The organism is Paractinoplanes ovalisporus, assembly GCF_016834655.1.
Lineage (GTDB): Bacteria > Actinomycetota > Actinomycetes > Mycobacteriales > Micromonosporaceae > Actinoplanes > Actinoplanes ovalisporus.
In genome coordinates, this window is the sequence record NZ_JAENHP010000006.1 from 103396 (window position 1) to 128200 (window position 24805).

24 protein-coding genes and 1 riboswitch are annotated in these 24805 nt (G+C 71.0%); of the genes, 14 read left to right on the plus strand and 10 right to left on the minus strand.

Annotated elements, in window-relative coordinates; all coding sequences use genetic code 11:
• Window positions 1-16 precede the first annotated feature (16 nt).
• The 5 genes from JIG36_RS20520 (at window position 17) to JIG36_RS20540 (ending at window position 3771) form a co-directional block, all read left to right on the plus strand.
• Window positions 17-451, plus strand: coding sequence for a hypothetical protein (locus tag JIG36_RS20520; RefSeq protein ID WP_203377965.1), 435 nt, complete (start codon window positions 17-19; stop codon window positions 449-451).
• Window positions 452-462: 11 nt separating this feature from the next.
• Window positions 463-738, plus strand: coding sequence for a DUF4229 domain-containing protein (locus tag JIG36_RS20525; protein WP_203377966.1), 276 nt, complete (start codon window positions 463-465; stop codon window positions 736-738).
• 56 nt (window positions 739-794) lie between these two features.
• Window positions 795-860, plus strand: a riboswitch (cobalamin riboswitch).
• 132 nt (window positions 861-992) lie between these two features.
• On the plus strand, window positions 993-1928 hold the full coding sequence (locus JIG36_RS20530) for an ABC transporter substrate-binding protein (RefSeq protein WP_203377967.1): 936 nt from the start codon (window positions 993-995) through the stop codon (window positions 1926-1928).
• On the plus strand, window positions 1925-3010 hold the full coding sequence (locus tag JIG36_RS20535) for a FecCD family ABC transporter permease (RefSeq protein ID WP_203377968.1): 1086 nt from the start codon (window positions 1925-1927) through the stop codon (window positions 3008-3010). Before JIG36_RS20530 ends, JIG36_RS20535 begins: the two co-directional genes overlap by 4 nt.
• Window positions 3007-3771, plus strand: coding sequence for an ABC transporter ATP-binding protein (locus JIG36_RS20540; RefSeq protein ID WP_203377969.1), 765 nt, complete (start codon window positions 3007-3009; stop codon window positions 3769-3771). Before JIG36_RS20535 ends, JIG36_RS20540 begins: the two co-directional genes overlap by 4 nt.
• Here the strand turns inward: JIG36_RS20540 and JIG36_RS20545 are convergent.
• The 6 genes from JIG36_RS20545 to JIG36_RS20570 are packed head-to-tail and all read right to left on the minus strand — an operon-like array spanning window position 3768 to window position 9193.
• Window positions 3768-4520, minus strand: coding sequence for a VOC family protein (locus JIG36_RS20545; RefSeq protein WP_203377970.1), 753 nt, complete (start codon window positions 4518-4520; stop codon window positions 3768-3770). The genes JIG36_RS20540 and JIG36_RS20545 overlap by 4 nt on opposite strands.
• A 50-nt stretch (window positions 4521-4570) precedes the next feature.
• Window positions 4571-5311: an ABC transporter permease gene (locus tag JIG36_RS20550; protein ID WP_203377971.1), complete on the minus strand. Its 741-nt coding sequence runs from the start codon at window positions 5309-5311 to the stop codon at window positions 4571-4573.
• Between the two features lie 17 nt (window positions 5312-5328).
• Window positions 5329-6213, minus strand: coding sequence for an ABC transporter ATP-binding protein (locus JIG36_RS20555; RefSeq protein ID WP_203377972.1), 885 nt, complete (start codon window positions 6211-6213; stop codon window positions 5329-5331).
• Between the two features lie 9 nt (window positions 6214-6222).
• Window positions 6223-6537 (minus strand): winged helix-turn-helix domain-containing protein, encoded by a 315-nt coding sequence (locus tag JIG36_RS20560; protein WP_203377973.1) that lies wholly within the window; start codon window positions 6535-6537, stop codon window positions 6223-6225.
• The gene (locus JIG36_RS20565; RefSeq protein WP_203377974.1) at window positions 6534-7166 is read right to left on the minus strand and encodes a transporter; all 633 of its coding nucleotides are present in this window, start codon (window positions 7164-7166) and stop codon (window positions 6534-6536) included. Before JIG36_RS20565 ends, JIG36_RS20560 begins: the two co-directional genes overlap by 4 nt.
• Before the next feature lie 50 nt (window positions 7167-7216).
• Window positions 7217-9193, minus strand: a complete 1977-nt coding sequence (locus tag JIG36_RS20570; protein ID WP_203377975.1) for a HelD family protein — start codon at window positions 9191-9193, stop codon at window positions 7217-7219.
• A 170-nt stretch (window positions 9194-9363) separates the two neighbouring features.
• Between JIG36_RS20570 and JIG36_RS20575 the strand changes: the two genes are divergently transcribed.
• The 5 genes from JIG36_RS20575 (at window position 9364) to JIG36_RS20595 (ending at window position 14564) form a co-directional block, all read left to right on the plus strand.
• Window positions 9364-9951, plus strand: a complete 588-nt coding sequence (locus JIG36_RS20575; protein WP_236047831.1) for a helix-turn-helix domain-containing protein — start codon at window positions 9364-9366, stop codon at window positions 9949-9951.
• 49 nt (window positions 9952-10000) lie between these two features.
• Window positions 10001-11224 carry an MFS transporter gene (locus tag JIG36_RS20580; RefSeq protein WP_203377976.1) on the plus strand — a complete coding sequence of 408 codons (1224 nt, stop codon included), beginning with the start codon at window positions 10001-10003 and terminating at the stop codon, window positions 11222-11224.
• Window positions 11221-12072, plus strand: coding sequence for a menaquinone biosynthetic enzyme MqnA/MqnD family protein (locus JIG36_RS20585; protein WP_203377977.1), 852 nt, complete (start codon window positions 11221-11223; stop codon window positions 12070-12072). The genes JIG36_RS20580 and JIG36_RS20585 overlap by 4 nt, the downstream gene beginning before the upstream one ends.
• A 34-nt stretch (window positions 12073-12106) precedes the next feature.
• Window positions 12107-13567 (plus strand): LPXTG cell wall anchor domain-containing protein, encoded by a 1461-nt coding sequence (locus JIG36_RS20590; RefSeq protein ID WP_203377978.1) that lies wholly within the window; start codon window positions 12107-12109, stop codon window positions 13565-13567.
• Between the two features lie 181 nt (window positions 13568-13748).
• Entirely contained in the window at window positions 13749-14564 is an 816-nt protein-coding gene (locus tag JIG36_RS20595) for a class I SAM-dependent methyltransferase (protein ID WP_203377979.1), read from the plus strand.
• 11 nt (window positions 14565-14575) lie between these two features.
• Here JIG36_RS20595 and JIG36_RS20600 read toward each other — a convergent pair whose 3' ends face one another.
• Window positions 14576-15484: an AraC family transcriptional regulator gene (locus JIG36_RS20600; RefSeq protein WP_307872818.1), complete on the minus strand. Its 909-nt coding sequence runs from the start codon at window positions 15482-15484 to the stop codon at window positions 14576-14578.
• A 126-nt stretch (window positions 15485-15610) separates the two neighbouring features.
• Between JIG36_RS20600 and JIG36_RS20605 the strand changes: the two genes are divergently transcribed.
• Window positions 15611-16384 (plus strand): SDR family NAD(P)-dependent oxidoreductase, encoded by a 774-nt coding sequence (locus tag JIG36_RS20605; RefSeq protein WP_203377980.1) that lies wholly within the window; start codon window positions 15611-15613, stop codon window positions 16382-16384.
• A 2-nt stretch (window positions 16385-16386) separates the two neighbouring features.
• Here JIG36_RS20605 and JIG36_RS20610 read toward each other — a convergent pair whose 3' ends face one another.
• The gene (locus JIG36_RS20610) at window positions 16387-17343 is read right to left on the minus strand and encodes an aldo/keto reductase (RefSeq protein WP_236047834.1); all 957 of its coding nucleotides are present in this window, start codon (window positions 17341-17343) and stop codon (window positions 16387-16389) included.
• A 138-nt stretch (window positions 17344-17481) separates the two neighbouring features.
• Between JIG36_RS20610 and JIG36_RS20615 the strand changes: the two genes are divergently transcribed.
• The 3 genes from JIG36_RS20615 to JIG36_RS20625 all read left to right on the plus strand — a co-directional run bounded on the left by JIG36_RS20615 (window position 17482) and on the right by JIG36_RS20625 (window position 20400).
• Window positions 17482-19083 (plus strand): beta-1,3-glucanase family protein, encoded by a 1602-nt coding sequence (locus tag JIG36_RS20615; RefSeq protein ID WP_203378253.1) that lies wholly within the window; start codon window positions 17482-17484, stop codon window positions 19081-19083.
• Between the two features lie 57 nt (window positions 19084-19140).
• The gene (locus JIG36_RS20620; protein ID WP_203377981.1) at window positions 19141-19776 is read left to right on the plus strand and encodes a Type 1 glutamine amidotransferase-like domain-containing protein; all 636 of its coding nucleotides are present in this window, start codon (window positions 19141-19143) and stop codon (window positions 19774-19776) included.
• 153 nt (window positions 19777-19929) lie between these two features.
• On the plus strand, window positions 19930-20400 hold the full coding sequence (locus tag JIG36_RS20625) for a cytidine/deoxycytidylate deaminase family protein (protein ID WP_203377982.1): 471 nt from the start codon (window positions 19930-19932) through the stop codon (window positions 20398-20400).
• Window positions 20401-20626: 226 nt separating this feature from the next.
• On the opposite strand, the gene JIG36_RS20630 is transcribed toward JIG36_RS20625, so the two are convergent.
• Window positions 20627-21460 carry an SWIM zinc finger family protein gene (locus JIG36_RS20630; protein ID WP_203377983.1) on the minus strand — a complete coding sequence of 278 codons (834 nt, stop codon included), beginning with the start codon at window positions 21458-21460 and terminating at the stop codon, window positions 20627-20629.
• 1 nt (window position 21461) lies between these two features.
• A complete protein-coding gene (locus JIG36_RS20635) occupies window positions 21462-24752 on the minus strand; it encodes a DEAD/DEAH box helicase (RefSeq protein ID WP_203377984.1) in 3291 nt (1096 codons plus the stop codon).
• Window positions 24753-24805 lie beyond the last annotated feature (53 nt).

Consider the following 24805-nt stretch of genomic DNA (forward strand, 5'->3'; position numbering starts at 1 on the left):
GTACGCTGAACCCGTCATGACGGACACGCAGAGCGAGCGCCGCCCGCGCCGCGACCCCAGTGGACGCCTGGCCACGATCGGTGACCTCGTCGGCACCGCCATGGCCGGGCTGGTGACGGGCGCCGTCCTGCTGCTGATCCTCGAGGCGATCCTGTCGCTGACCCACGTCTCCGAGTTCGGCGACACCAGCGGCTGGCTCGCGATCATCCTGCCGGTCTGGCTGTTCGTCGAGGAGTTCCGGGCCGAGGGCTTCGGCGCCTCGCGCGTGGTGGTCGCCCTGCTGTCGGCCGGTTTCGCCGTGGCCGCCGGCATGACGGTGGCCGGTTTCGCCGCGAGCCAGTTCGAGTTCCCGACCTTGGTCAGCGGGCTGGCCGGTGCGGCCGGCTTCACCGTCGTCTACTGCCTGATCTGGTTCTACGGCCTGCGCTGGCTCAACGACCGCAACGGCTAGGGAGAGGGAAAATGAGTCCCGCCATCAAATACACGCTGGGCCGGATCGGCCTGTTCGTGATCGTCCTCGGGGCCCTTTCCTTCGCGCCGCTCAACCTCCTGGTCGCCGGCATGATCGCGATCGTGGTGTCGGCCGTCGCGTCCTATTTCCTGCTCGCCAAGTGGCGCAACGAGATGAACGAGCAGCTGGCCGGCGCCGTCACCCGCCGCAAGGCCGAGAAGGACCGGCTGCGCGCCGCCCTGGCCGGCGACGAGGAAGCGGCCTCCGAGGGCGACCGCGCCAAGTGACATGCGGTTGATCAAGCTCCGCGTGGGATAGCGTCGGAGGGACCGCGTTCAGCGAAGCCGGTGCGAGTCCGGCGCTGTCCCGCAACTGTGTGCCCGTTCCGTGCCGGGACGGGCGAGCCAGGTCGCCTGGACGCCGGTCGCGAACCAGCGCTCCCGGGGAGGGGCGCCTCGCGGACGGACCGCCCCCGAGGCCTCGTCGGCGAAGCACCCGGCCGACATCCGTCGGCACAGCACCCGGCCGACCGGAGGACCTCATGAAACGCGTGCTCACGGCTGCCCTCGCGGCCACCACCCTGCTCGTCGCCGGCGCCTGCGGCGGCAACGACGACACCGACACACCGTCGGGCACCTCGCCCTCCAGCGCGGCCAGTGCGTCGTACCCGGTGACCGTCGGCGACCTCACGCTGGACAAGCAGCCCGAGAAGATCGTCTCGTTGAGCGCGACCGCCACCGAGATGCTGTTCGCCATCGGGGCCGGCCCGCAGCTGACCGCCGTCGACGACCAGTCGAACTATCCGGCCGACGCGCCGAAGACCGACCTGTCCGGATTGAAGCCGAACGCCGAGGCGATCGCGGCCAAGGATCCCGACCTGGTCATCCTCTCCAACGACATCGACAAGATCGTGTCGCAGCTGGACGCTCTGAAGATCCCGACCTTCCTGGTGGCGGCCTCGACCGACCTCGACGGCACGTACGAGGAGATCGGTGAGCTGGGCACGCTGACCGGGCACAAGGCCGAGGCCGACGCGCTCAACGAGAAGATGAAGGCCGACATCGACAAGATCGTCAAGGACGTGCCGAAGCGGAGCACGCCGCTGAGCTACTACTACGAGCTCGACCCGACGTTCTACTCGGTCACGTCGAAGACGTTCGTCGGCTCGATCTTCTCGATGTTCGGCATGGAGAACGTGGCCGACGCCGCCGACGCGGACGGCGCCAAGGGCGGCTATCCCCAGCTCTCCCAGGAGGCGCTGGTCAAGTCCGATCCGGACACGATCTTCCTGGCCGACAGCAAGTGCTGCCAGCAGTCGCCGCAGACCGTGGCCGCCCGCAAGGGCTGGAGCACGATCACGGCCGTGAAGAGCAATCAGATCTACGCGCTGGACGACGACATCGCCTCCCGCTGGGGCCCGCGCACGGTCGACCTCGTGCGCGCCATCGCCGACGCGGTGGCCAAGGTCCCCGCGTGACAGCTCTGCTCCGGGACAACCGGAGCGCCGTGCTCAAGCCGGCCGGCCTGCGGGCCGGCTGGCTGGCCGGTGGTGTCGTCGCGGTGCTGATCGCCCTGATCGCCGGGCTGGCCTTCGGCTCGGTGTCGCTGCCGCCGGCCGGGGTCGCGGTGGAAATGCTCAACCTCGTCCCCGGCGTGCATCTGCACAGTGGACTCTCCGACCGCGAGGTGGCCATCCTCACCGAGCTGCGGCTGCCCCGGGTCGTGCTCGGGCTGCTCGTCGGTGGCCTGCTCGCCCTGGCCGGGGCCGCCTACCAGGGCGTCTTCCGCAACCCGCTGGCCGACCCGCACCTGCTCGGGGTCGCGGCCGGCGCGGGCCTCGGCGTCACCGCGGTGATCTCGCTGCGGGCCGGGGCGACCGGTGACGCGACGGCCGACCTGCCGATCGGGGTGCCGGTCGCGGCCTTCGCGGGCGCGCTGCTCGCGGTCGCGCTGACCTGGCTGCTCGGTGCGGCCGGGGGTCGCGACCGCTCACCCGCCACGCTGATCCTGGCCGGGGTGGCGGTCTCGTCGTTCCTGGCCGCAGGGCAGACCTTCCTCATGCAGCAGCACGTCGACACGCTGCGGGAGGTCTATTCCTGGCTGCTCGGCCGGCTGGCCACCGCCGGCTGGCACGACGTGCTGATCGTCCTCCCGTACGCGGTGGTGACCGCCGTGATCGTGCTCGCCCAGCGCCGCGAGCTCGACGTGCTGACCGTCGGCGACGAGGAGGCGAGCGGTCTCGGGCTGCATCCGCAGCGCAGCCGCTACCTGCTGATCGTGGCCGCCTCACTGGGCACGGCGGCCGCGGTCTCGGTCTCGGGCCTGATCGGTTTCGTCGGCATCATCGTCCCGCACACGATGCGACTGCTGGCCGGGCCCAGCTACCGCTCGATCCTGCCGCTCTCGGTGCTGTTCGGGGGCGCCTTCCTGGCCCTGGCCGACCTGCTCGCCCGTACGGCCGGAGGTCAGGCCGAGATCCCGATCGGCGTGGTCACCGCCTTCTTCGGCGCGCCGTTCTTCATCGTCGTGCTGCGCCGCAGCCGGGCCGGCGCCGCATGATCAGGGTCAACGACCTGCGCGTACGCCTGGACGGCAACCCGATCGTCGACGGCGTGGACCTGGACGTGGCCCGGGGCGAGTGGGTCATGGTGATCGGTCCCAACGGGGCCGGCAAGTCGACCGCGTTGCGCGCGATCGGGGGCCTTCTTCCCTTCACCGGCACCGTCGAACTGAACGGCCGGCCGGTCGACACGCTGCCCCGCCGCGAGCGCGCGAAGACGATCGCCATGGTCAACCAGACGCCGACGGTGCCGCCCGCGATGCGCGTCCTCGACTACGCGCTCCTCGGCCGTACGCCGTACATCCCCCCGCTCGGCCGGGAATCCGCCACCGATCTGGCCGCCGTCGAGGAGGTGCTGGAGTCGCTGGACGTCGCGCAGTTCGCCGGGCGGCGGCTCGAGACGCTCTCGGGCGGCGAACGGCAGCGGGTGTTCCTGGCCCGCGCGCTCGCCCAGGGCGCCGGCATCCTGCTGCTCGACGAGCCGACCAGCGCGCTCGACATCGGGCACCAGCAGGAGGTGCTCGAGCTGATCGACCGGCTGCGGGCCGAGCGCGGCCTGACCGTGCTCGCCACCATGCACGACCTCTCCGTCGCCGGGGAGTACGCCGATCGCATGGTGCTGCTGGCCGGCGGGACCGTGGCCGCGGCGGGACCGGCCCGAGCCGTGCTGACCGAGGAGAACCTGGCCGAGCACTACCGGGTCCGCGTACGCATCATCGAGGGCGAGCACGGTCCGCTGGTGGTACCCGTACGGGGCTAGGAAGGTCTGCCGGCGAGGACGGCGAACCAGCCGCCCTGGGCGTCGGCGAGCACGGCGTAGCGGCCGATCGGAAGAGTGGTCGGGGGACGCACGATCGAGCCGCCCAGCGTGAGCGCCCGGTCCGTCGCGGCGTCGCAGTCGGGCACCGCGAAGTAGACCGTCCAATGCGGACCCACGTCATCGTGCCATTCCTCGGCGAGCATCGGCTGGATCCCGCACACGGGGGTCTCGTGCACCTTCGCCACCACGTACGGGATGCCGGACATCGAGCTGTTGCGGAACTGCCAGCCGAAGACCGCCCGGTAGAACCCCATCGAGGCGTCGAGGTCGCGGGTGTTCAGCTCGTTCCAGGTCAGCGCGCCGGGCACGTCGAACAGTTCGGCCCCGCGCATCGTGCCCGGCTCCCACACGCTGAACGGCGCGCCGCCCGGGTCGAGGAACGCGGCCATCCGGCCCTGGTCCTGCACGTCGAACGGGGGCACCAGCACCTTGCCGCCGGACGCGGCGACCCGGGCGGCGACCCCGTCGGCGTCGTCGGTGCCGATGTAGGTGCTCCAGGCGGTCGGCTGGCCCACCCCGTAGAGCGGGCCGGCGCCGGCGACCGCCCGCCCGTTCAGCAGGAAGGTGGTGTAGTCGCCGGCGACGTCCGCCGTCCAACCGAACAGGCGCGTGTAGAACCGTTCCGCGTCAACGGGATCGGCGGTACCCAGATCGACCCACGCGGGTGATCCGGGAGTCGATGGGGTCATGGCCGCATCGTCGCATCGCGCACCTTTGGACGGGCTTAAGTGTCGTGGTTCTAGCTGAACCGCCGACCCTCGTCCCGTCGATAGGCCCACACGGCCACCCAACCTAGGGTGATCGTCCAGCCCGCCAATGCGGCGATCGAGCTGAAATCGTACGGAAAGTCACTGACCGCGGCCCACATGAGCCGGGCCGCCCCGCCGGTCGGCAGGTAGGGCGCCAGGTCCTCGACGAACCCGGGCGCCATGCCGGGGCCGGTCATCAGGCCGCCCAGGAACGCCAGCGGGAAGAACAGCAGCTGAGCCACCACGACCGCGGCCTTCTGGGGCATCGAGTAGCCGATCGCGAGTCCCATCAGGATGAACGGGATGGCGATGACCACGGTCGTGGCCAGGGCGACCAGGAAGGCGGTCATCGTCACGGTGGCCTCGGTGAGGAACGCGGCGATCAGGATCACCGGCAGCAGCGAGACCAGCATCAGGGTCAGGCCGGCCATGACACGACCGGCGAAGCGCGGTCCGGCCCCGGCGGGCAGAGTGCGCACGTACGGATCCCAGGGCTGCGCCCGGTCCTCCGACACCCCCACGCCGTACTGGAAGAGGTTGGTCGACATCACCGAGAACGTGACCATCGAGGCGGTCGCGGCCGTCGCGTACTCGGCGTTGCTGCCGACGAACGGGACGACAAAGGCGAGCATCGCCGCGGCCGGGAAGAACGCGCTGCCGAACAGGGCGATCGGGATGCGGGCGGTCTCGATCAACTGGAACCGGGCATGGGTCATCGCGAGCGAAGTCATCAGGATCTCCTCAGGCTTCAGGCGGCGGCCGGGGTGCGGTCTTCGGTGATGGTCAGGAACGCCTCCTCGAGCGAGGTCGGGCGCACCTCCAGGCCCCGGAAGGGGACCTCGTGAGCGACCAGGTCGCGCACCAGGCGGTCGGCGTCGGGGGTCAGCACGTGCAGCCGGTCGCCGTCGCGCTCGACACTCGCCACGCCGGCCAGTTCGGGCAACGCGTCGCTCAGGGTGAGGCTGACCCGGTGGACGGCGACCAGGCCGCGTACGGCGTCGACCGTGTCGTCGGCGAGCACCCGGCCACCCCCGATCACCACCACCCGCCGGGCCAGGGCCTCGATCTCTTCCAAATAATGGCTGGTCAGCACGACCGTGCCGCCCTCGGCCGAGAACGAGCGGATGCCGTCCCACAAGAACCGCCGGGCCTGCACGTCGAGGCCGGTGGTGGGCTCGTCGAGGAACACGATGCGTGGCCGGCCGACGAACGCCAGCGCGACGGCGACCCGGCGCTTCTCCCCGCCGGACAGGCCACCGGTCTGACGCCGGACGAGATCGGTCAGCCCGAACCGGTCGAGCAGCTCGCCCTTGGGCAGCGGATCGTCGTAGTGGGCGGAGACGAAGTCGACCACCTCACCCACCCGCAGCGAGGCGGGCAGGCCGGTCTCCTGTGGAGTGACGCCGAGGTGTCGCCGGTTCTCCGGACGGCGGGGGTCGCCGCCGAGCAGCTCGACCCGCCCCGACGTGGGCCGCCGGATGCCGGTCAGCAGGTTGACCAGGGTGCTCTTGCCGGCGCCGTTGGGACCGAGCAGACCGACCAGCTCGCCGGCCTCGACCTCGAAGCTCACGCCGTCGAGAGCCAGCTTGTCGCCGTAGCGGCGGGTGACGTCTTCGGTGCGGGCCAGGATCACGACTGCTCCTCAGGGGTTCAGCAGCGCGCGGAGCGCCGCGGTGTAGTCGTCGAAGGCGAGCCGGCCGCGGCGGGTGAGCCGGACCAGGGTGGCCGGGGTGCGGCCCTGGTGGGTCTTGGTGACCTCGACATAGCCCGCGTCCTCGAGCTTGCGCAGGTGGACCGAGAGGTTGCCGGCGGTCATCCGCAGGGATTCCTGCAGCTGGGGGAAGGTGATGCGGTCGTGCTCGCCCAGCACCGAGAGGGCCGAGACGACGCGGAGCCGGGCCTGGGCGTGGATCACCGGGTCGAGCTCGGTGACGAGTGGTTCGCTGTTGTCGCTCATCGCAGGCGCTGCCACCCGATGATCCCGGCCGCGATCATGCCGCCGCCCCCGGCCACGGCGACGATCAGCGCGTGCCAGCCCGGGCCGATCAGGATGCCGGCGACGTTGATGGCGCTGGTCCAGGCGCCGAGGACGAACAGGTCACGGTCGTTCCACACGGCGCCGCCGGCCATGTGCAGCGCGCCGGTCAGCGCGACCATGCCACCGGCCCACAGCAGGCCCGCCTTGTCTTCCGGCAGCAGGTCGCTGAACTGGCCGAAGAGGATCGAGAAGGCGGTGAAGGCGATGGACCAGCTGACGCCGTACATGATGCCCTGGCGGGTGCTGGGACCGGAGACGCGGCTGCTGACCCGGCTGCCGGCGATGCCGGTGGTGATGCCGGCCGCGACCATCAGCAGCGCCAGGCCGGTCAGCGGGATCCACTCGGGCAGGTCGACGAAGACCCGGCCGTCGGGACCGAAGCGCAGGAAGAAGAGCGTGAAGCCGACGAGCCAGGCGATGCCCCACGGCCAGAACATCATGCGCGGGTCGGGCGACAGGTCGCGGCCGAGGTTGTGACGCTCCCGCTCGATCAGGGCCAGGGACTCGGCCGGGTCGAGCGGGGGCGCGTCGTCGTCGATCGGGGTCATGCAAAGAACTTTACCGCACAAAGTCAAAGAGGTTTGTGCCATAAAGTTGACTAGGCGGATGCGAGCGGTCCCGGAAGCGGTTTCGCATGTACGACCGACAGCCGCGAGACCGCGCGGGTCAGCACCACGTAGAGCCGGTTGAGACCCTTGGCCTCCGCGTCGGCGATGTCGGCCGGCTCGTGGACGACCACATGGTCGTACTCGAGGCCCTTGACCATCGTGGCCGGCACCACCTCGACGCGGGGCTCGTCCTCGATGCCGGCCGCCGCCAGGTGCCCGCGCAGCCGGTCCACCGCCGCGTCGGCCGCGATCACCGCGACCGAGCCCTCGTGGGTCAGGGCCGCGGTCACCTCGGCCAGGGTCTCGGCGTCCAGATCGGACGGATCGGTCACCGCCACGATCGCCAGGTCACCGTCGCGGCGCAGCGACACCGCCTCGGGCACGTCGACCCCGAGCGCGGGCAGCAGGCGGTTGGCCAGGGCGACGACCGAGGCCGGCACGCGGAACCCGACGGTCAGCGGCACCACCGCCGCCTCCGGTTTGCCCAGGTGGGCCAGCGTCTCGGGCCACTCGGCGGCGGCCCACGGCGCGGTGCCCTGAGCCAGGTCGCCCAGCACGGTGATCGACCCGTGCTCGCTGCGCCGGGCGATCGCGCGGGCCTGCATGGGGGAGAGGTCCTGCGCCTCGTCGACCACGACGTGCCCGAAGCTGGGCTCACGGTCGAGCAGCCCGGCCGCCTCGTCGATCAGCACCAGGTCGGCGACGCTGAACTTGGCCGACTTCACGGTCCTGGGCGGCTTGGCCCAGCGGATCGCCGCCCGCTCCTCGTCGGTCAGCACGCCCTCCGGCGGGTCGGTCAGCACCTCGGCGACCAGCGCTTCCGGAGTGACCGCGGGCCAGGCCGCCTCGAGGAAGGCCGTCACCGGGGCGACCTTGCCCATCTTGCGCAGCCACCCCTCACCCGGCGAGTTACCGGTGCGGTATTCCGACTGCCGCTGCAGAAGAGCAACCACACGCGCCCGTACGCGGTCACGCCCCACCGCGTACGGAAGGCCCTCGCGCCGTGCCTCGTCGACGATGCGCCGCAGCGGTTCGGCGTCGATGCGCCACCGGTACGAGCCGTCCGACACCATGATCGGTTCGGTGGGTTTGGTGAGCTTGCGCCACAGCGCCCGGCTCAGCACCTCGGCCATCCGCACGTCGTTCTTGACCAGGGTCGCGGCCGGGGTGTCGACGGCCCGCACCGGAACCCGGGCGACCAGATCGTCCACCGTGCCCTGCTGCACCTCGACCTCGCCCAGGGCGGGCAGCACGGCCGAGATGTACGACAGGAAGGCCGTGTTCGGCCCGACGATCAGCACGCCGGAGCGCCGCAGCCGTTCCCGGTGCAGATAGAGCAGGTAGGCCGCCCGGTGCAGGCCGACCGCGGTCTTACCGGTTCCGGGCGCGCCCTGCACACAGATCGAGTCGGCCAGGTCGGCCCGCACCAGTTCGTCCTGCTCAGGCTGGATGGTCGCCACGATGTCGCGCATCGGCCCGACGCGGGGCCGCTCGATCTCGGCGGTCAGGATGCGGCTCTTCGTGCCCAGTTCCTCGCCGCGGTCCAGGTGTTCGTCCTCGAAGCTGGTCAGCTCGCCCTGGACGAACCCGAACCGGCGCCGGGTCGCGACGCCCTGGGGGTCGCGCACGCTGGCCCGGTAGAAGGAGCGGGACAGCGGCGCCCGCCAGTCCAGCACCATCGGCTCGCCGGCGTCGTCGGTGACGTGGCGCCGGCCCACGTGGTAGGCCGCGTCGTCGATGTCGAGGCGGCCGAAGAACAGTGGCGTGGTCGGGTCGTCGGCCAGCTCCTTGACGCGGCGGGCCATGTGACGGCCCAGCTGCTCGGCGGTGTAGGCGTCGCCGGCCACCCGGTCGCCGGTCGAGAAGAGGGCCTCGGCGCGGCCTCGCATGCGGGCCAGAGCGGCCCGCGACTCGGCGAGGTGGTGGCGTTCGGCGGAGAGTTCGGTGTCCAGATCGAATGCGGGCACGGTGCATCCTCGGGCCGGTGTTGCGTCGGCTGCTCGCGTATCCGGGGGGCTGCAGGTCACCGCCCGGCGCGAAGGGACGTCCGCTGCGGTGCATGCTCACCACGGCCGTCAAGCGGCCGTCCACGTTACGCCACGTGAAGCGTCCGCCTCCACCGAATTAATCTGGCCGCATGACGGACGAGCGTGGGCGGGGCGGCGGGATGCGGATCACGGACCCGCAGGTGATGCGGGCTCTGGCCCATCCGGCGCGGATCGCGATCGTCGAGCATCTGAACAGCACCGGGGCCGCCGTGACGGCGACCGAGTGTGCGGAACTGGTGCATCTCTCGCCCAGCGCGACCAGCTATCACCTGCGGGAACTGGCCAAGTATAGGCTCGTGGAGCAGGCGGCCAGCCGAGGTGACGGGCGCGAGCGGGTCTGGCGCAGCACGAGCACCGGGTTGCGGATCGACACCGACCGGAACGACCCGGAGACCGCGTCGGCCCGGGCGGCGCTGGTCGACATCTTCCTCGAGCGCGACATGGCCCGGGCCCGGGAGTTCATCGCCCGCGCCGCGAGCGAGCCGGAGGACTGGCTCGAGACGTCCACGCTCAGCAGTCATCAGCTTCTCCTCACGGTCGACGAGCTGCGGGAGCTCAGCGAGAAGTTGAACGCGCTGGTCGATCCGTACCGGGCCCGCCGACGGCAGGAAGATCCGCCGGCGGGGGCGCGCCGGGTCCAGCTCACCTACATGGCGTATCCCGACGAAGCCCCATAAACCTCGCACGCTCTAGCGCCGGCGAGACGTGAAGGATTATTTTCGAAGTATGTCCTTCACATCTCGCGATGACACGCGCTGGCGTGACGTGTACGTCGTGGCGGGATCGCGCGCGGTCTCGGTCTGCGGCGACTTCCTGGCCGCCACCACGCTGGCGCTCGTGCTCCAGCAGGGCGGCCACGGCGGCCTGGCCGTCTCGGGGCTGATGCTCGCGGCGAGCCTGCCGCTGGCCGTCCTCGCGCCGATCACCGGCCGCCTCGCCGACCGGGCCGACAGCCGGACGATCCTGGCCGTGGTGCCGCTGCTGCAGGCCGCCGTCTGCCTGGCCCTCGCCTTCGCCACCCATCCGGTGGCGATCATCGGGCTGGTCGCGCTGCTGGCCTGCGGACTGGCGTTCACCCAACCGGTGCTGGGGGCCCTGCTGCCCGAGATCGCCCGCCGGGAGGATCTGGCCAAGGCGAGCGGCCTGACCCAGACCGCGGGCAACATCGGCATGCTGGTCGCGCCCGCCCTGGCCGGCATCCTCGTGGGCCAGACCGGTGCCCGGTTGCCGCTGCTGCTCGATGCGGCGAGTTACCTCGCGCTCGTCGTGGCCGCGCTCTCCCTGCGTACACGCCGAAAGGGTCTGGGAACCGGAAAGGCGGCGCTGGTGCCATGGCGGCTGCGCGACGACCGCACGCTCAGCGTCATGGTCGGCGTGCTGGCCGCCTCGATCGCCGGAGTCAGCCTGATCCAGGTCGTCGAGGTGTTCTTCATCCGGGACACGCTCGGCGCCTCGACCACGGACTTCGGCTTCGTCGCGGCCTCCTGGACCGTCGGGATGCTGCTCGGCAACGTGATCTTCAGCCGGGTCCCGCCACGGCGCATCACCGTGCCCGCGCTGCTGGTCGTGGTGGCCGGTTCCTGCCTGCCCCTCGTGCTCGGCGCGACCGCGCCCGGTCCGTACTGGCTGATCCCGCTCTGGATCGCCGGTGGCGTGTGCAACGGCGGCATCAACGTCTTCATCACGGTGATCGTCGCGGGGCGTACTCCCTCCGCTGCCCGCGGCCGCGCCTTCGCCGCCCTGAACGCCGCCGTGCAGGGCGCGGGCATGATCGGACTGCTCGTCGCGGGCCCGCTCGTCGAGGTGGCCGACCCGCGGCTGCTGATGGCCGTGGCGGGGGCGTTCGGCCTGGTCATCCTCCTGTCGAGCATCCCCCTGGTGCGACGTGAGCCACCTTCGGTTCCAGCCACGAGCGAAGCGCCACCGGTGCGGGATAGCGTCGGAGCATGAGCGACAGCGCCGGTCGGCCCCGGGTCGGGCACATCCAGTTCCTCAACTGCCTCCCGATCTATTGGGGTCTGATGCGGTCCGGCGCCCTGCTCGACGTCGACCTGCGCAAAGACACACCCGAGCGGCTCAGCGCCCAGCTGGTGGCGGGCGACCTCGACATCGGCCCGATCACGCTGGTGGAATACCTGCGCCACGCCGACGACCTGCTGCTGCTGCCCAACCTCGCCGTCGGCAGCGACGGGCCGGTGCTCAGCGTCAACCTGATCTCGACCCGGCCGCTGGCCGAGCTCGACGGCCGCCCGGTGGCGCTCGGCTCGACCTCCCGCACGGGCGTGATGCTGGCCCAGATGCTGCTGTCCGAGAAGTACGGCGCCGAGCCGGAATACTTCCGCTGCCCGCCCGAGCTCACCCAGATGCTCATCGAGGCCGACGCGGGCGTGCTGATCGGTGACCCGGCCCTGCGCGCCATGTACGAGGCCCCCCGCTCGGGCCTCGAGGTCGTCGACCTGGGCCAGGCCTGGCGCGACTGGACCGGCCTGCCGATGGTCTTCGCCGTCTGGGCCGTCCGCAAGGACTTCGCGGCCGCCCACCCCGGCATGGTCAAGGACGTGCACGAGGCGTTCCAGCGCTCGCGCGACCTCTGCCTGGGCGAACTCGACGAGGTGGCCGCGGCCGCCGCCCGCTGGGAGCCGTTCGACGCCGACACCCTGGCCACGTACTTCCGGGCGCTCGACTTCTCGCTCGGCGAGCGGCAGATCGCCGGTGTGCGGGAGTTCGCCCGGCGTGCGGCGGCTCGCGGTGAGGTGCCCCCGTTGCCCGCCGAAGGCCCGCTTTTCGCCGAAGTTTGATCTCTGTCAGCGCAGGTCCTACGCTGCGCGGACTATGCGCAGACTCGCCCTTCCCGCGGCCGTGGCCGCCCTGGTCCTCGGCGGTCTCGCCGCACCCGCCCAGGCCGCGCCCGAGCCCGATGAAGCGCTGGTCGGCGTGGTGCTGCCCGAGCAGGTGGCGGTGATCGCCGGGCAGACCAAGACGGTCCGGGCCGAGGTGTTCAACGCCGGCCGGACCACGGCCCGGAACGTGCGCGTGGACTTCGGTGGCGTAGACCCGGCCCTCGCCCTCACCCTGCCCGCCGGCTGCGACGCCACCTCGTGCCCGGTCGGCGACCTGGCTCCCGCCAGCAGCAAGGTCCTCACCCTGAAGATCGGCGTGACCGGCGACAAGCTGGCCTCGACGTTCACCGTCACCACGGGCGCCTTCGAGACCGAGGTGACCGTCGTGCGCTCGGCGGGCGGCGTCGACCTCGAGATCGAACCGATCCCGGGCCTGAAGCTCGGCCGTGGCCAGTCCGCGACCCTGCCGATCACCGTGCACAACACCGGCACCGAACCGGTCGACTCGGTCGGTCTCGTGGTGCTCGGCGAGGCCGGTCTCACCGCGCTCGGCGCCTATCGGAACTGCCTCTCGCTCGACGACATCGAGGAAGACCTGGACTCCGGCGCCGGCGTGATCTGCAAGTTCGACGAGGAATTCGCGCCCGGCTCGACGTTCACCGTCCCCGGCAGCGACCCGCTCAAGATCAAGGTTGACCGGGACGCGGGCGGCCCGTACACGTACTCCGCCGCCGTCATGGCCGTCGGCGTGAACGACGCCGACGCCGCGCTGCTGGCCAGGAAGAAGACCGGCAAGGTGCTGACCCTCAACGCGCTGCGCACAACCTCGGACATCACCGACGGCGACGCGCCCGAGGACATCAACGAGGACGACAACGTCGCCCTGTTCGGCGTGGCCGTCGGCAAGTCGGTCGCCGACCTCGCCGCCGTGGGCGCCACCGCCGAGGGCGACCGCGTCACCCTGAACGTCGGCCTGCGCAACAACGGCCCGACCACGCTGATCCCCGGCAACGACGACTTCACCTGGTTCCCGAGCGTCCAGGTCACCCTGCCCGCGGCTCTCGAACTGACCGATGTGGACATCAACTGCCTGCCCGGCGCCGACGCCACCGAGTGGGACTTCGAGGGCGCCGGAACCGTCGACGGCCTCGTCTACACCTGCTTCCCCGAGATGGGGGCGGCGGTCGGCGAGACCGTCGAGTTCGAGTTCGGCGGCACGGCGACCGGCCGCGGTGAGGGCTCGGTCGTCGTCGACGGCGGCGTCCAGGACACCAACGCCACGAACAACCGGGCCGCGATCATCGTCACCTCCGACGGGGGCGGTCAGGGTGGCGGGCTCCCGGTCACCGGCGCGCCTGTGGGGTGGGTCACGCTGGGCGGGGCGCTCCTGCTGATCGCGGGGGCGGTGGCGGCCTTCGTCTTCCGCCGCCGGCGAGTGGTCACGACGCTTTAGGAGATTTCGTACGGGAGGTCGCGCGCACCAGAAACACCGGGGTTGTCCTGATCTGCTCGAGTCCCCGGCTTCGGTCGCGTCCGACCAGGCATCCCGGGAGGCCCCACGTTCCGGTCGTCCCCGGTCGATGCGTCAAGCGGGCTCATACACGTTGCCCGTTCTTGCTAGCGTCCGACGGATCATGATGAGTCCCGACTTCGACGGGCACGAGCGGGCCCGCTGGGCCGGCCGGGCCACCGTCTACGACCGCAGCTTCGCCCGCCTCTGCGCCCACCCGGCCGAGGCGCTGCTCGACGCGGCCGGTGTCGACAAGGGACACCGCTTGCTCGATGTCGGCACCGGAACCGGCACGGTGGCGGCCCTGGCCGCCGCCCGCGGCGCGACCGTGACCGCGGTCGACGCCGAGCCGTCGATGCTGGACCTGGCCGCCGAGCGCCTGCCCGCCGGCGCCACGGCCCTGGCCACGCTGCCGATACTGCCGTTCCCGGCCGGAATCTTCGACGCCACGGTGGCCAACTTCGTCATCAACCACGTCGGCAACCCGGTCGCCGCCGTCTCCGAGCTGGCCCGGGTGACCCGCTCCCGGGGGCGCGTGGCCGTCACCGTGTGGCCGTCACCACCGCCCACGGCCCAGCAGCTGTGGTCGTCGATCTTCGACGCGGCCGGCGCCGAACGGCCCTCGTCGTTGCCGAGCCTGGAGCCCGCGAAGGACTTCCCCCGTACGGAATCCGGCCTGTCCACGCTGCTCGGCGCGGCCGGCCTGACCGAGGTCACGTGCACCACGATCGCGTGGACGCTGCACATCGCCCCCGACGACTGGTGGGCCGGACCAGCGGCCGGGTTGAGCAACGCAGGCCTGATCCTGGCCGCCCAGCCGCCGTCGGTAATCGCCGAGATCAGGGCCGCGTTCGACGAGCTGACCGCCCCCTACCTGTCGGACGACGGCTTGCTGGCGTTGCCCACGCAGGCCCTGCTGGCCGGCGCTCAACGCCCCTGACCGCCGGTCTGCTACGGCACGGACAGGGCGGCGAGCGGAGCGTCGGCTCGGAAACGGGCGGCGTCGCGGCTCGGGGGTGCGCCGAACTGGCGGCGGTACTCGCGGCTGAACTGGGACGGGCTGTCGTAGCCGACGTGGTGGCCGACGCCGGTGACGTCGTTCGGGCGGGTGGCCAGCATCAGGCGAGCCTCCTGCAGGCGGATCTGTTTCTGGAACTGGATCGGGCTCATCGCGGTGACCGACTGGAAGTTGCGGTGGAACGCCGACACGCTCATGCCGGCCAGGCGGGCCACGTCCTCGACGCGGAACGACTCCCGGTAATGGTCGCGAATCCACCGCACCGAGCGGGCCACGTGCGCGAGGCTGCTGTCGGCCAGGCCCAGCTGCCGTACGGTCGCGCCCTGCTCCCCGGTGACCAGCCGCCACAGGATCTCGCGCCGGATCAGCGGCGCCATCACGGGAATGTCGCGGGGGGTCTCGAGCAGTCGGAGCATCCGTACGGCGGCATCGACCAACTCGGCCGGGGCGTCACTGACCGCAATGGCCGACGGGGCTCCGGTGACCGGTGGTAGGGAACCGTCCGGTGCCTGGAGCAGCATCTCCGCGATCTCGGCCGGGTCGAGCACCAGCCCGAACCCCAGCGCCGGCGCCTCGGTGTAATGCCCGGTCACCGGCAGGTCGATCGAGGCCACCAGGTATTGGCCGGCGCGATATTCGAAGACTCGTTCCCCGAGCGCGAGCGTCTTGGCCCCCTGCGCGATGAGGGCGAGCACGGTTCCCGACATCGAGGCGCTGTTCTCGTACGCGGTAATGGCCCGCCCGATCAGCACGCCGTCGATGGCCGTGGTCGCCTCCGGCCGCGCATGCCGATCCAACAGGCCCCGCAACTCGCCCAGCCGACTGCCACCATCTGACCTCACCGTTCCACCCTGCCGCACATCGAGAGGATTGGGCAAGCAAGGGCGACTCGCGTTCTACTCCACAACCCCGAGCCCTGGTGACATGGAAGGAGAGAAATTACGCCGTACGGGAAGAGGGGTTGAATTATGCGAGTCGCGGTTGTGGTGGGTGGCAGTTCGGGGATCGGCCAGGCGGCTGCCGTCGAGCTGGGACGCCGGGGAGTCGGCGTGATCGTCACCTACAGCGGCAACCCCGCGGGCGCCGAGGACACCGTGGCCGCGGTCGAGAAGGAGGGCAGCACGGCCGTCGCGTTCCGGCTCGATGTCGGGCGCACCGAGGAGTTCCCCGAGTTCCGCGAGCGGGTCGCGGGCGCGCTGCAGGAGAAATGGCAGCGTGACACCTTCGACTACCTGGTCAACAGTGCCGGCTTCGGCGGGATGGCGATGTTCGAGGACGTGACCGAGGAGCTGTTCGACCGGTTCCACCGGGTGCTGCTCAAGGGGCCCTACTTTCTCACCCAGACCCTGTTGCCGCTGCTCGCCGACGGTGGGGCGATCGTCAACGTCAGCAGCAACTCGGCGCTGCCCACGGGTGAGGCCGATCCGGGTTACACGGCGTACGCGGCGATGAAGGGTGGCCTCAACGTGTGGACCCGGGTGCTGGCCAAGGAACTCGCCGGTCGCGGGATCCGGGTCAACGCGGTGTCGCCGGGACCGACCCGCACCCGGCTCGCGGATGCCGACGGCGTGGTCGGGTTCGACGCGTACCCGGAGGTCATTCCGATGCTGGCCGCGAAGACCGCGCTGGGCCGGCTGGGCGAGCCGGACGACATCGGGGTGGCCGTCGCCGCGCTGCTCGGCGACGACGGCCGGTGGATCACGGCCCAGAACATCGAGGTGTCGGGCGGCTTCGGCCTCTAGGTTCAGGCGCCCAGGGCCTCATCCAGCGCCGCGAGGTCGGCCGCCGACAGCTCCCACGAGCCGGCGGCCGCGTTCGCGTGCACCTGCTCGGCGGTCGTGGCGCCGGCGATCACGCTGGTCACGGCGGGTTTGGCGGCCAGGCCGGCGATCGCCACGTCAAGCAGGCTGTGCCCGCGATCGGCGCCGAACGCGGTGAGCGCCTCGATGGTGTCCCAGTCGGCGCCGTCGACCCAGCGCTGGTAGCGGGGGAGCGACAACCGGGTGCCCGGGGCCGGCTTTTGGTCGCGGCCGTATTTGCCGCTGAGCAGGCCCGAGTCGAGCGGGAAGAACGGCAGCAGGCCCAGCCCGAACTGCTCGCAGGCGGGCACGACCTCCTTCTCGACGTCGCGGTGGAGCAGGCTGTACTGGTTCTGCGCGCTGATGAACGGGGTCAGGCCGCCGGCCCTCGCCGTCCAGTCGGCGTCCGCGATCTGCCAGCCCGCGAAGTTGGAGTTGCCCAGGTAGCGCACCTTGCCCGAGCGTACGAGGTCGTCGAGGGCGGACAGCGTCTCGTCGATCGGCGTACGGGGGTCGGGTTCGTGCATCTGGTAGAGGTCGATGTAGTCGGTCTCGAGCCGCCGCAGTGACGATTCGACCGCCCGTACGATGTAGCGCCGCGAGCCCCGGGCGCCGAAGTCGTTGCCGTTGAGCCGCCCCACGTCCAGCCCGAACTTGGTGGCCACGATGACCTCGTCGCGGCGGCCCTTGAGCGCCGCGCCGAGGCATTCCTCGGAGGCCCCCGGGTCGGTGCCGTAGCGGTCGGCGGTGTCGAACAGCGTGATCCCGGCCTCGAACGCGGCGTCGACGACCTCGCGGGTGCCGTCCATGTCCAGCTTGCGGCCGAAGTTGTTGCAGCCGATGCCGACCACGGAGACGACCAGGCCCGAGGTGCCCAGCCGGCGGTAGCTCATCTCACTCATGAGCACGACCCTATGCCCGTTCGGGCCGACGTTTGCCCGGGACGCCATCACATCGGCACCCGTCTATTGACACAGCTCGGAAACAAAACGGACTCTTTTCTGAGAGCGCTCTCCCCGTTCCGTTCCCCCTTGAAACGGATGGTGTTCCCCGTGCGTAAGTTCCTGCGATCCTTGGCCGCCCTGGCCATGACCGTGCCGATCGCGGTCGCGGTTTCCCCGCCGACGGCCCAGGCCATCGGCCCGAACATCCTGCCCGTCACCGTCTCGAACAACACCGGACGCGGCGACGCCGTCTACCTGTACGTCATCGGTATCCAGCTGTCGTCCGGCCGCCTCGGCTACGTCAACCAGGGCGGCACGTTCAGCCCGTGGACCGGCGGCGCCATCCCGCCCGCGCCCGCTCCCGACGTCGCCATCAACGGCGCCGGCAACGGCGGGTCGACCACCATCAACTTCCCGCGCGGCTTCTCGGGCCGGGTCTACTTCTCGCTCGGGCAGAAGCTCAAGTTCTTCCTCACCCCGGACGGTCTGGTGCAGCCGGCGCCGTGGGCAGGCGGCGACGCGAACCGGGACATCCTGTTCGACTGGAGCGAGTTCACCTACAACGACTCGGGTCTGTGGCTGAACAGCTCGCAGGTCGACATGTTCGCGGTGCCGCACGCGGTCTCGGTCACCGGGGCCAACGGCGCCACCAAACGTACGGGTGACCTGGTCGCCAACGGGCGCGACAACATCATCAACGGCATCCGCAACGCGGGTCTGGGCAGCACGGTCTACTCCCGCTCGGACGGCACGGTGCTGCGGGTGCTCGCCCCGGGCAAGGCGGCGGGCGCGGGCCTGATGAGCACCACGTACCTCGACCCGTACATCGCGTCGGCCTGGAACGCGTACACCGGGAAGAACTTGACCGTGGTGCCGTTCGCGGACCAGCCGAACACGCGCTACACCGGGCGCACCTCGGGCAACGTCATGCGTTTCACGAACTCGTCGGGCGCGCAGGTGGCGTCGTTCAACCGGCCGTCGTCGGCGTCGGTGTGGGGCTGCGACGGCGACCTGCCCGCGCCCAACGACCTGGTTGTCGGACCGATTTCCCGTACGCTCTGCGCCGCGCTCAACCGGGGCACGCTCGGCACCATCGACACCCAGCCCAGCACCAACGCGGCCGACTTCTACAAGAACAACCCGACCAATGTGTACGCCAAGGTGATCCACGCCAACATGCAGGACGGCAAGGCGTACGCGTTCGCCTTCGACGACGTCGGCGCGTTCGAGTCGCTCGTGCACGACGGCGACCCGCGTTCGGCCGGCATCCACTTGACGCCGTTCACCGGTGGCGGCGGCCCGACCAACCCGCAGCCTACGGGCGTTCCGGTGATCAGTTCGCTCAACAACAAGTGCATCGACGTGCCGAGCTCGAACTTCGTCGACAGCGCGCCGCTGCAGATGTGGACCTGCAACAACTCCGGCGCCCAGAAGTGGACCTTCACCGGAGGCACGCTGCAGGCCGGTGGCAAGTGCATGGACGTGCAGGCCGCGGGCACCGCCAACGGCACGCCGATCCAGCTCTACACCTGCAACGGAACGGCGGCCCAGCAGTTCGTGCTGAGCGGGGCCGGTGACCTGGTCAACCCTCAGGCCAACCGTTGCGTCGACATCAAGGAAGTGAACCCGAACGACGGCGCCCGCCTGCATCTGTGGGACTGCCTGGGCGCGGCCAACCAGAAGTGGCGGAAAGGCTGACAGTCCGCGCTGAGATCGGCCCCACCGCGACTCGTGGTGGGGCCGTACCTTTGTCGCATGATCTTCCTCGGGGGCGGCGGCAGCGAGAACGACGAGGCGAAACTGTGGGACGAGGTCTTCCTCCCCGGCCGCCGGATCGCGCTCTGGCCCGAGGCGATGCCCAGCAGCCGCCATCCCGACGTCGAACAGTGGTTCCGCCAGGCCCTCCACCCGCGCGGCGAGTTCGTCATCGCGTCGCCCGCTTCCGAACTCGCTGATGTGGACGTCCTGGTCATTCCCGGCGGAAACACGTACGAGTTGGTGGCGGCGGTCCGCGATCGCCTACCCGCCCTGCGCGCTTTCCTGGCCCGGGGCGGCCACATCTACGGCGGCAGCGCGGGCGCGATCCTGTTGGGCGCCGACATCGACATCGCCGGCATCCTCGACCCCAACGACATCGGCCTGACCGATACCGCCGGCGCCGACCTGCTGGCCGGATACGTGGTCTACCCCCACTTCACCCCCGACCAGTCACCGACGGCGGCGGCGTGGGCCACGAGTCACAACGTCGCCGTCCTGGCCATCCCCGAGACGGCGGGCGTCATCGTCGACGGCACCACCGCCCGGAACGCCGGCCCCGCCCCCGTCGACGTCTTCACCCCGACCAGCCACGCGTCCCACGCCGCCGGCGACTCCTGGCCCCTGACCGCATAGCGCCGACCTCACTACCTGTTGGCGGCATCGCCGCCATTTCCCGGCCCCTGACCGCACAGCGCCGACTTCGCTACCCGTTGGGGGCATCGCCGGCATTTCCTGGCCCTCGATCGCTCAGCGCCGACCTCGCAGCCCCGAATCTAGAATCGGCCGGTGGACATTCCCATGCGTGAGTTGACCGATGACGATCTGGCCCTGATCGAGTTCGCGCGGGAGATCGTGGACGCCAACACCGACGGCGAGTTCGGGGTGCACACCATGGGCGCCGCGGTGCGCGAGGCGGACGGGCGTATGTTCGGCGGTATCAACATCTACCACTTCCTGGGCGGCCCCTGCGCCGAACTCGTGGCCCTGGGAAACGCTCGGGCCTCCGGCGGACGCGAGTTCACAACCATCGTCGCCGTGGGCAACTGCGAGCGGGGCACGGTGGGCCCGTGCGGCCGTGACCGTCAGATCCTGTTCGACTACCACCCGCGCATCCGCGTTCTGCTGCCGACCGAACAGGGCATCCGCAGCGTCGCCGTCACCAACCTGATGCCGTTGGCCGCACGCTGGGACGCCGCCGAAGGAACACAGCCCTACGACCCGAGCGACTTCACCATCCACAATGGGCAGATCTCGTAACGCCTCGCGGCGTACCGGCGTGCGGCGAGCGTCCAGTTCGGAGACTCGGCGCCGCCGCTGCCGATCCACGCGTGCAGGTCCAGCGACGCTCACGCCTCAGGTGGGGGCGCGTCGAGGTCCTGCCGCAGCAGTTCGCCGGAGCCTGGCCGGTCGCCGCCGGTAGCGCGGTCGCGGTAAGCGGGTTCGGAGGCTCGGCGCCGATCCGCCCGTGCAAGCCCAGCGGCGCTCACGCCTCGGGTGGGGGTGCGGCCAAATCGCGGTAGGCGGGGCGTAGCAGGTCGACGAGCGGGATGTGACGGACGCGGATCGCGGGGGCGTCGAGGGCGCGCAACAGCAGCTCAGGCGGGGCCGTGATGCGGGACGGGCGCTCGCGCAAGCGGCTCAGGCTGATCGCGGGGGTGTAGAAGTCGGCGAGGTGTTCCTCCAAAGGGGACTCTTCAACCGCGAGGGGGTCGACCGGCGGCGTCGGCTCGGGAGTTCCGCGGAGCGCGTCGAGCAGCGCCTCGCGCGGGCGGCCGCGCCAGGCCAGCACCAGGAAAGGGTCGGTGTCGAAGGCCTCGGCCAGCACGTACAGCACCGCCGAGCCGTGCTTGCAGGGCACGCTCCAATCAGGACAGCTGCACCGGATGTCGAGACGATCGGGGAACAGGGGCGCTTCGTGGGCGGCGAACAGCTCGACGATCTCGTGGGGCATCTCGCCCGCCAGCAGAGCCGCACGATAGAGGGCCTGTGAGCCCAGCGCATCCGTCAGCTCGGTCCACTGTGTTTCGTCGAGCGCCGTGATGTCGATCGTGACCTCGTACGGCTGCGGCCGTGAGCCCTGCACCCGGCCGGTGACCCGACCCGCCGTCAGCGCGAAGTCCATCACCTGGCCCTTGCGCGCGTAGGCCCGCCCTCGCGCGAGCCGGCCCCCGTCGCAGATCTGCTCGAGCACGTCGACGAACCGGCGCGACCACCAGCTGTCGCCGATCTTGCCGCGCTTAGCCCGCACGGCGATGCCGCCCTCGACCTCGATGGGCCGCGCGGTCTCGAAGAACCGTCCATTGGGGTCGATCGGCATGTCAGCGCACCGCCGCGGGGTCGAGCGCGAACAGTTCGCGCAGCTGATCGGTGCTGAGGTCGGTGATCCAGTCTTCGCCGGTGCCGACGACCGACGACGCGAGTGCCTTCTTCCGTTCGATCATCGCGTCAATCTTCTCCTCCAGCGTCCCCGAGCAGATGAACTTGCGCACCTGCACGTTGCGCGACTGTCCAATGCGGAAGGCGCGGTCGGTCGCCTGGTCTTCGACGGCCGGATTCCACCACCGGTCAAAGTGGACGACGTGGTTGGCGGCGGTCAGGTTGAGCCCGGTGCCGGCCGCCTTCAGCGACAGGAGGAACAGCATCGGCTCGTCGTGGTTCTGGAACCTTTCGACCAGTTCGTCCCGCTTCGGCTTCGACAGTCCACCGTGGAGCCACAGAACCGGGCGGTCGAGGTGTGCCGCCAGGTAGGGCTGGAGCAGCGAACCCCACTCCGCGTACTGCGTGAAGATCAGCGCCTTGTCGCCGTCCTCGATGATCTCCTCGGCGAGCTCTTCGAGCCGGGCCAGCTTGCCCGAGCGACCCGGCAGCCGGGAGCCGTCTTTGAGCAGGTGGGTGGGGTGGTTGCAGACCTGCTTGAGCTTGGTCATCGCGGCCAGCACGTTGCCGCGCCGCTGGATGCCCTCGCTGCCCGAGATCGCCTCCATCATGTCTTCGACAACGGCCTGATAGAGCGTCGCCTGCTCGGGCGTGAGCGTGCACCAGACCTTCATCTCGTTCTTCTCGGGCAGGTCCGAGATGATCGTCTTGTCGGTCTTCAGCCGGCGCAGCACAAACGGCCCGGTCGCCCGCTTCAACGCGGCGGCGGCGTCCTCGTCCTGGCGCACCTCGATCGGTTCCTGGAACCGGCGCCGGAACCGCTTGACCGGCCCGAGCAGGCCCGGGTTGCAGAAGTCCATGATGGACCACAATTCGGCCAGGTGGTTTTCCACGGGCGTGCCGGTGAGGGCGAGACGCGTGCGGGCCGGGACCGATCGCACGGCTTGGGCCTGCCGGGTGCCGCTGTTCTTGATGGCCTGCGCCTCGTCGCACGCTACGCGTCCCCATTGGACTCTGTGCAGCGCCTCGATGTCGCGAACAGCCGTGCCGTACGTGGTGAGCACCAGATCGGCGTTGCGAACCGCCACGTCGAAGTCTTCGCCGCGCTGCCGCGTGCCGCCGTGATGCACATAGACCCGGAGGCTGGGCGCGAACCGGGCCGCCTCCTTCTGCCAGTTGCTCACCAGAGACATAGGACAGATGAGCAGCGTCGGTGCGACGAGCGAACCGGCCGGGGACGGCGTGGCCGCGTCGGCGGTTGTGGCGGCAGCGACGTTCGAGCCAGCGGTTGTGGCGACCATGACGGTCGCGTCGGCGGTTGCCGCGGCAGTGATGGTCGCGTCGGCGGTGACGGTTGCACCGGCTTCGGCCCGTTCGGCGAGCAGCAGCGACAGGGTCTGGGCCGTCTTTCCGAGGCCCATGTCGTCGGCCAGGATGCCGCCGAGCCCCAGGCGTGACAGGAAGTGCAGCCAGGAGAGACCGCGTTCCTGGTAGGGCCGGAGCGTGCCCTGGAAATCGGCCGGCGTCGGCACCGGCGCGAGACGTTCGGCGGCCTGCCCGGAGAGCAGGTCACCCAGCATCCCGTCGGCGTCGACCTCGACCAGCGGCAGATCTTCCTCGCCGCCGTCCATGACCTGCTGCAGCACCTCGCCCGCGGTGAGCTCACCCTCCCGCCGTTTGCCGACGGCCTTGAGCGCGGCCTTGAGCTGACGGTCGTCGAGCTCGACCCACTGCCCCCGCACGCGGACCAGCGGAACCTTGAGCCGGGCCAGCTCGGCCAGCTCTTCCGCGGTCACCACCCCGTCGCCGATCACCAGGTCGAGCTTGAAGTCGACCAGGTCGTCGAGACCGAACCCGGAATCGGCCACGGCTCGCGTTGCGCTGCCCTTGCGGGACTTCGACCGGGTGGTGAGCTTGAGCCCGACCCCCTTGCGGCCGGCCCACGCCGGCAGCTGCACACCGAACCCGGCCGCCTGCAGCAGCGGCGCGGCCTGACGCAGGAACTCGTGCGCCTCGCCGGTGTCGATCTCGAGCCCGTCCGGTTCCTGGTCTTGCAGGGCGAGGTGGAGCAGCGGGAACAACCGCACGGCCCGCCCGAGCCCGGCCAGCAGCGTCTCGTCGGGCCGGGCCGGCAGCCCTGGGAACCGGCCGCCCTCCCACACGTCGGCGGCGCTCAGGTAGAGGCTCGGGTCTTCGGCCGACTGCAGCGCGAACTCCAGCCCCCACGCGTCGCTGCCGACCTCGGGCTCGCTGAGCCGGAAACTGACCCGGATGGGCCCGTTGGCCTCGTGTGCCGCGCGGAGCCACTCGGTCAGCGCCTCGCGCAGCTCGCGCTCCTCGGCCGGCTTGGCCCCGGGCAGGGCCGGGTCGGCCGCGGTGAGCGCCGCGATCCACCGGTCGGCGAGGGGTCCCTTGGGGCCGGTGCGGTGGCCCAGCAGAATCCGCTCGGGCATGACCGCCCGGGCCGCCCCGTCGAGCAGCGAGGCCAGCGCATCGCGCAGCGTGACGGCCACTCCGGCGTCGGCCGCGCGGGCCTCGGCCGGCACTGTCTCGGCCGCCGCCGACTCGGCCGCCGCTGACTCGGCCGCCGTTGTCTTGGCCGCCGCAGCGGCGGTCGTCGCGTCGCCGGTGCCCGCGGGGACCGGGGAACGGACCACGGCCGGCATGGCGGCGGCGAAGTCGCGGTAGGTGGCGGCGTCGGCCCCGGTGATGACCGGACGCCAGCGGGCGGTCGCGACACCCGCCTCGGTGACCAGCTGGGGCAGCATCCGGCCCCGGCGAGCCAGGTCGCAGGCGTGACCGGCCAGCACGCTGAGGTAGCGCAGCGACGACCCGGCCAGCCACGGTCCGGCCGGGTCGGGCTCGGCCAGCGCGGCGAGGGCCGCGAGCGCGGCGTCACCCGGCAGCAGCAGGACCGGCACCGACCACTCGGCCAGCCGGACCCCGCGGCTCGCCGACTCGACGCCGGTGTCGGGGGAAGGGAGCGGGCCTCGGGCCGAGCTCGGCAGCCGCAGGGTCAGCGACCCCGCGACCGCCTTGGTCAGCGCGTCGCGGACGTCGTCGGACGTCTCGGTCAGCTCCGCGAGCAGCGCCTCGGCGCCGGGCGCGAACGGATGCGGCCGCTGCTGGGCCCGGGACCGGGTCGTCGACGGGAGATCCGGATCTTCGGCCCAGAGCGCGAGCTGACCCGGCCGGTCTGTGCCCGGCACCCAGCCGCCATGCACGACGAGCACACCCACCCCCTGAAAGAACGCATCGAGACTAACGACCCGGGCCCGCCGAAACG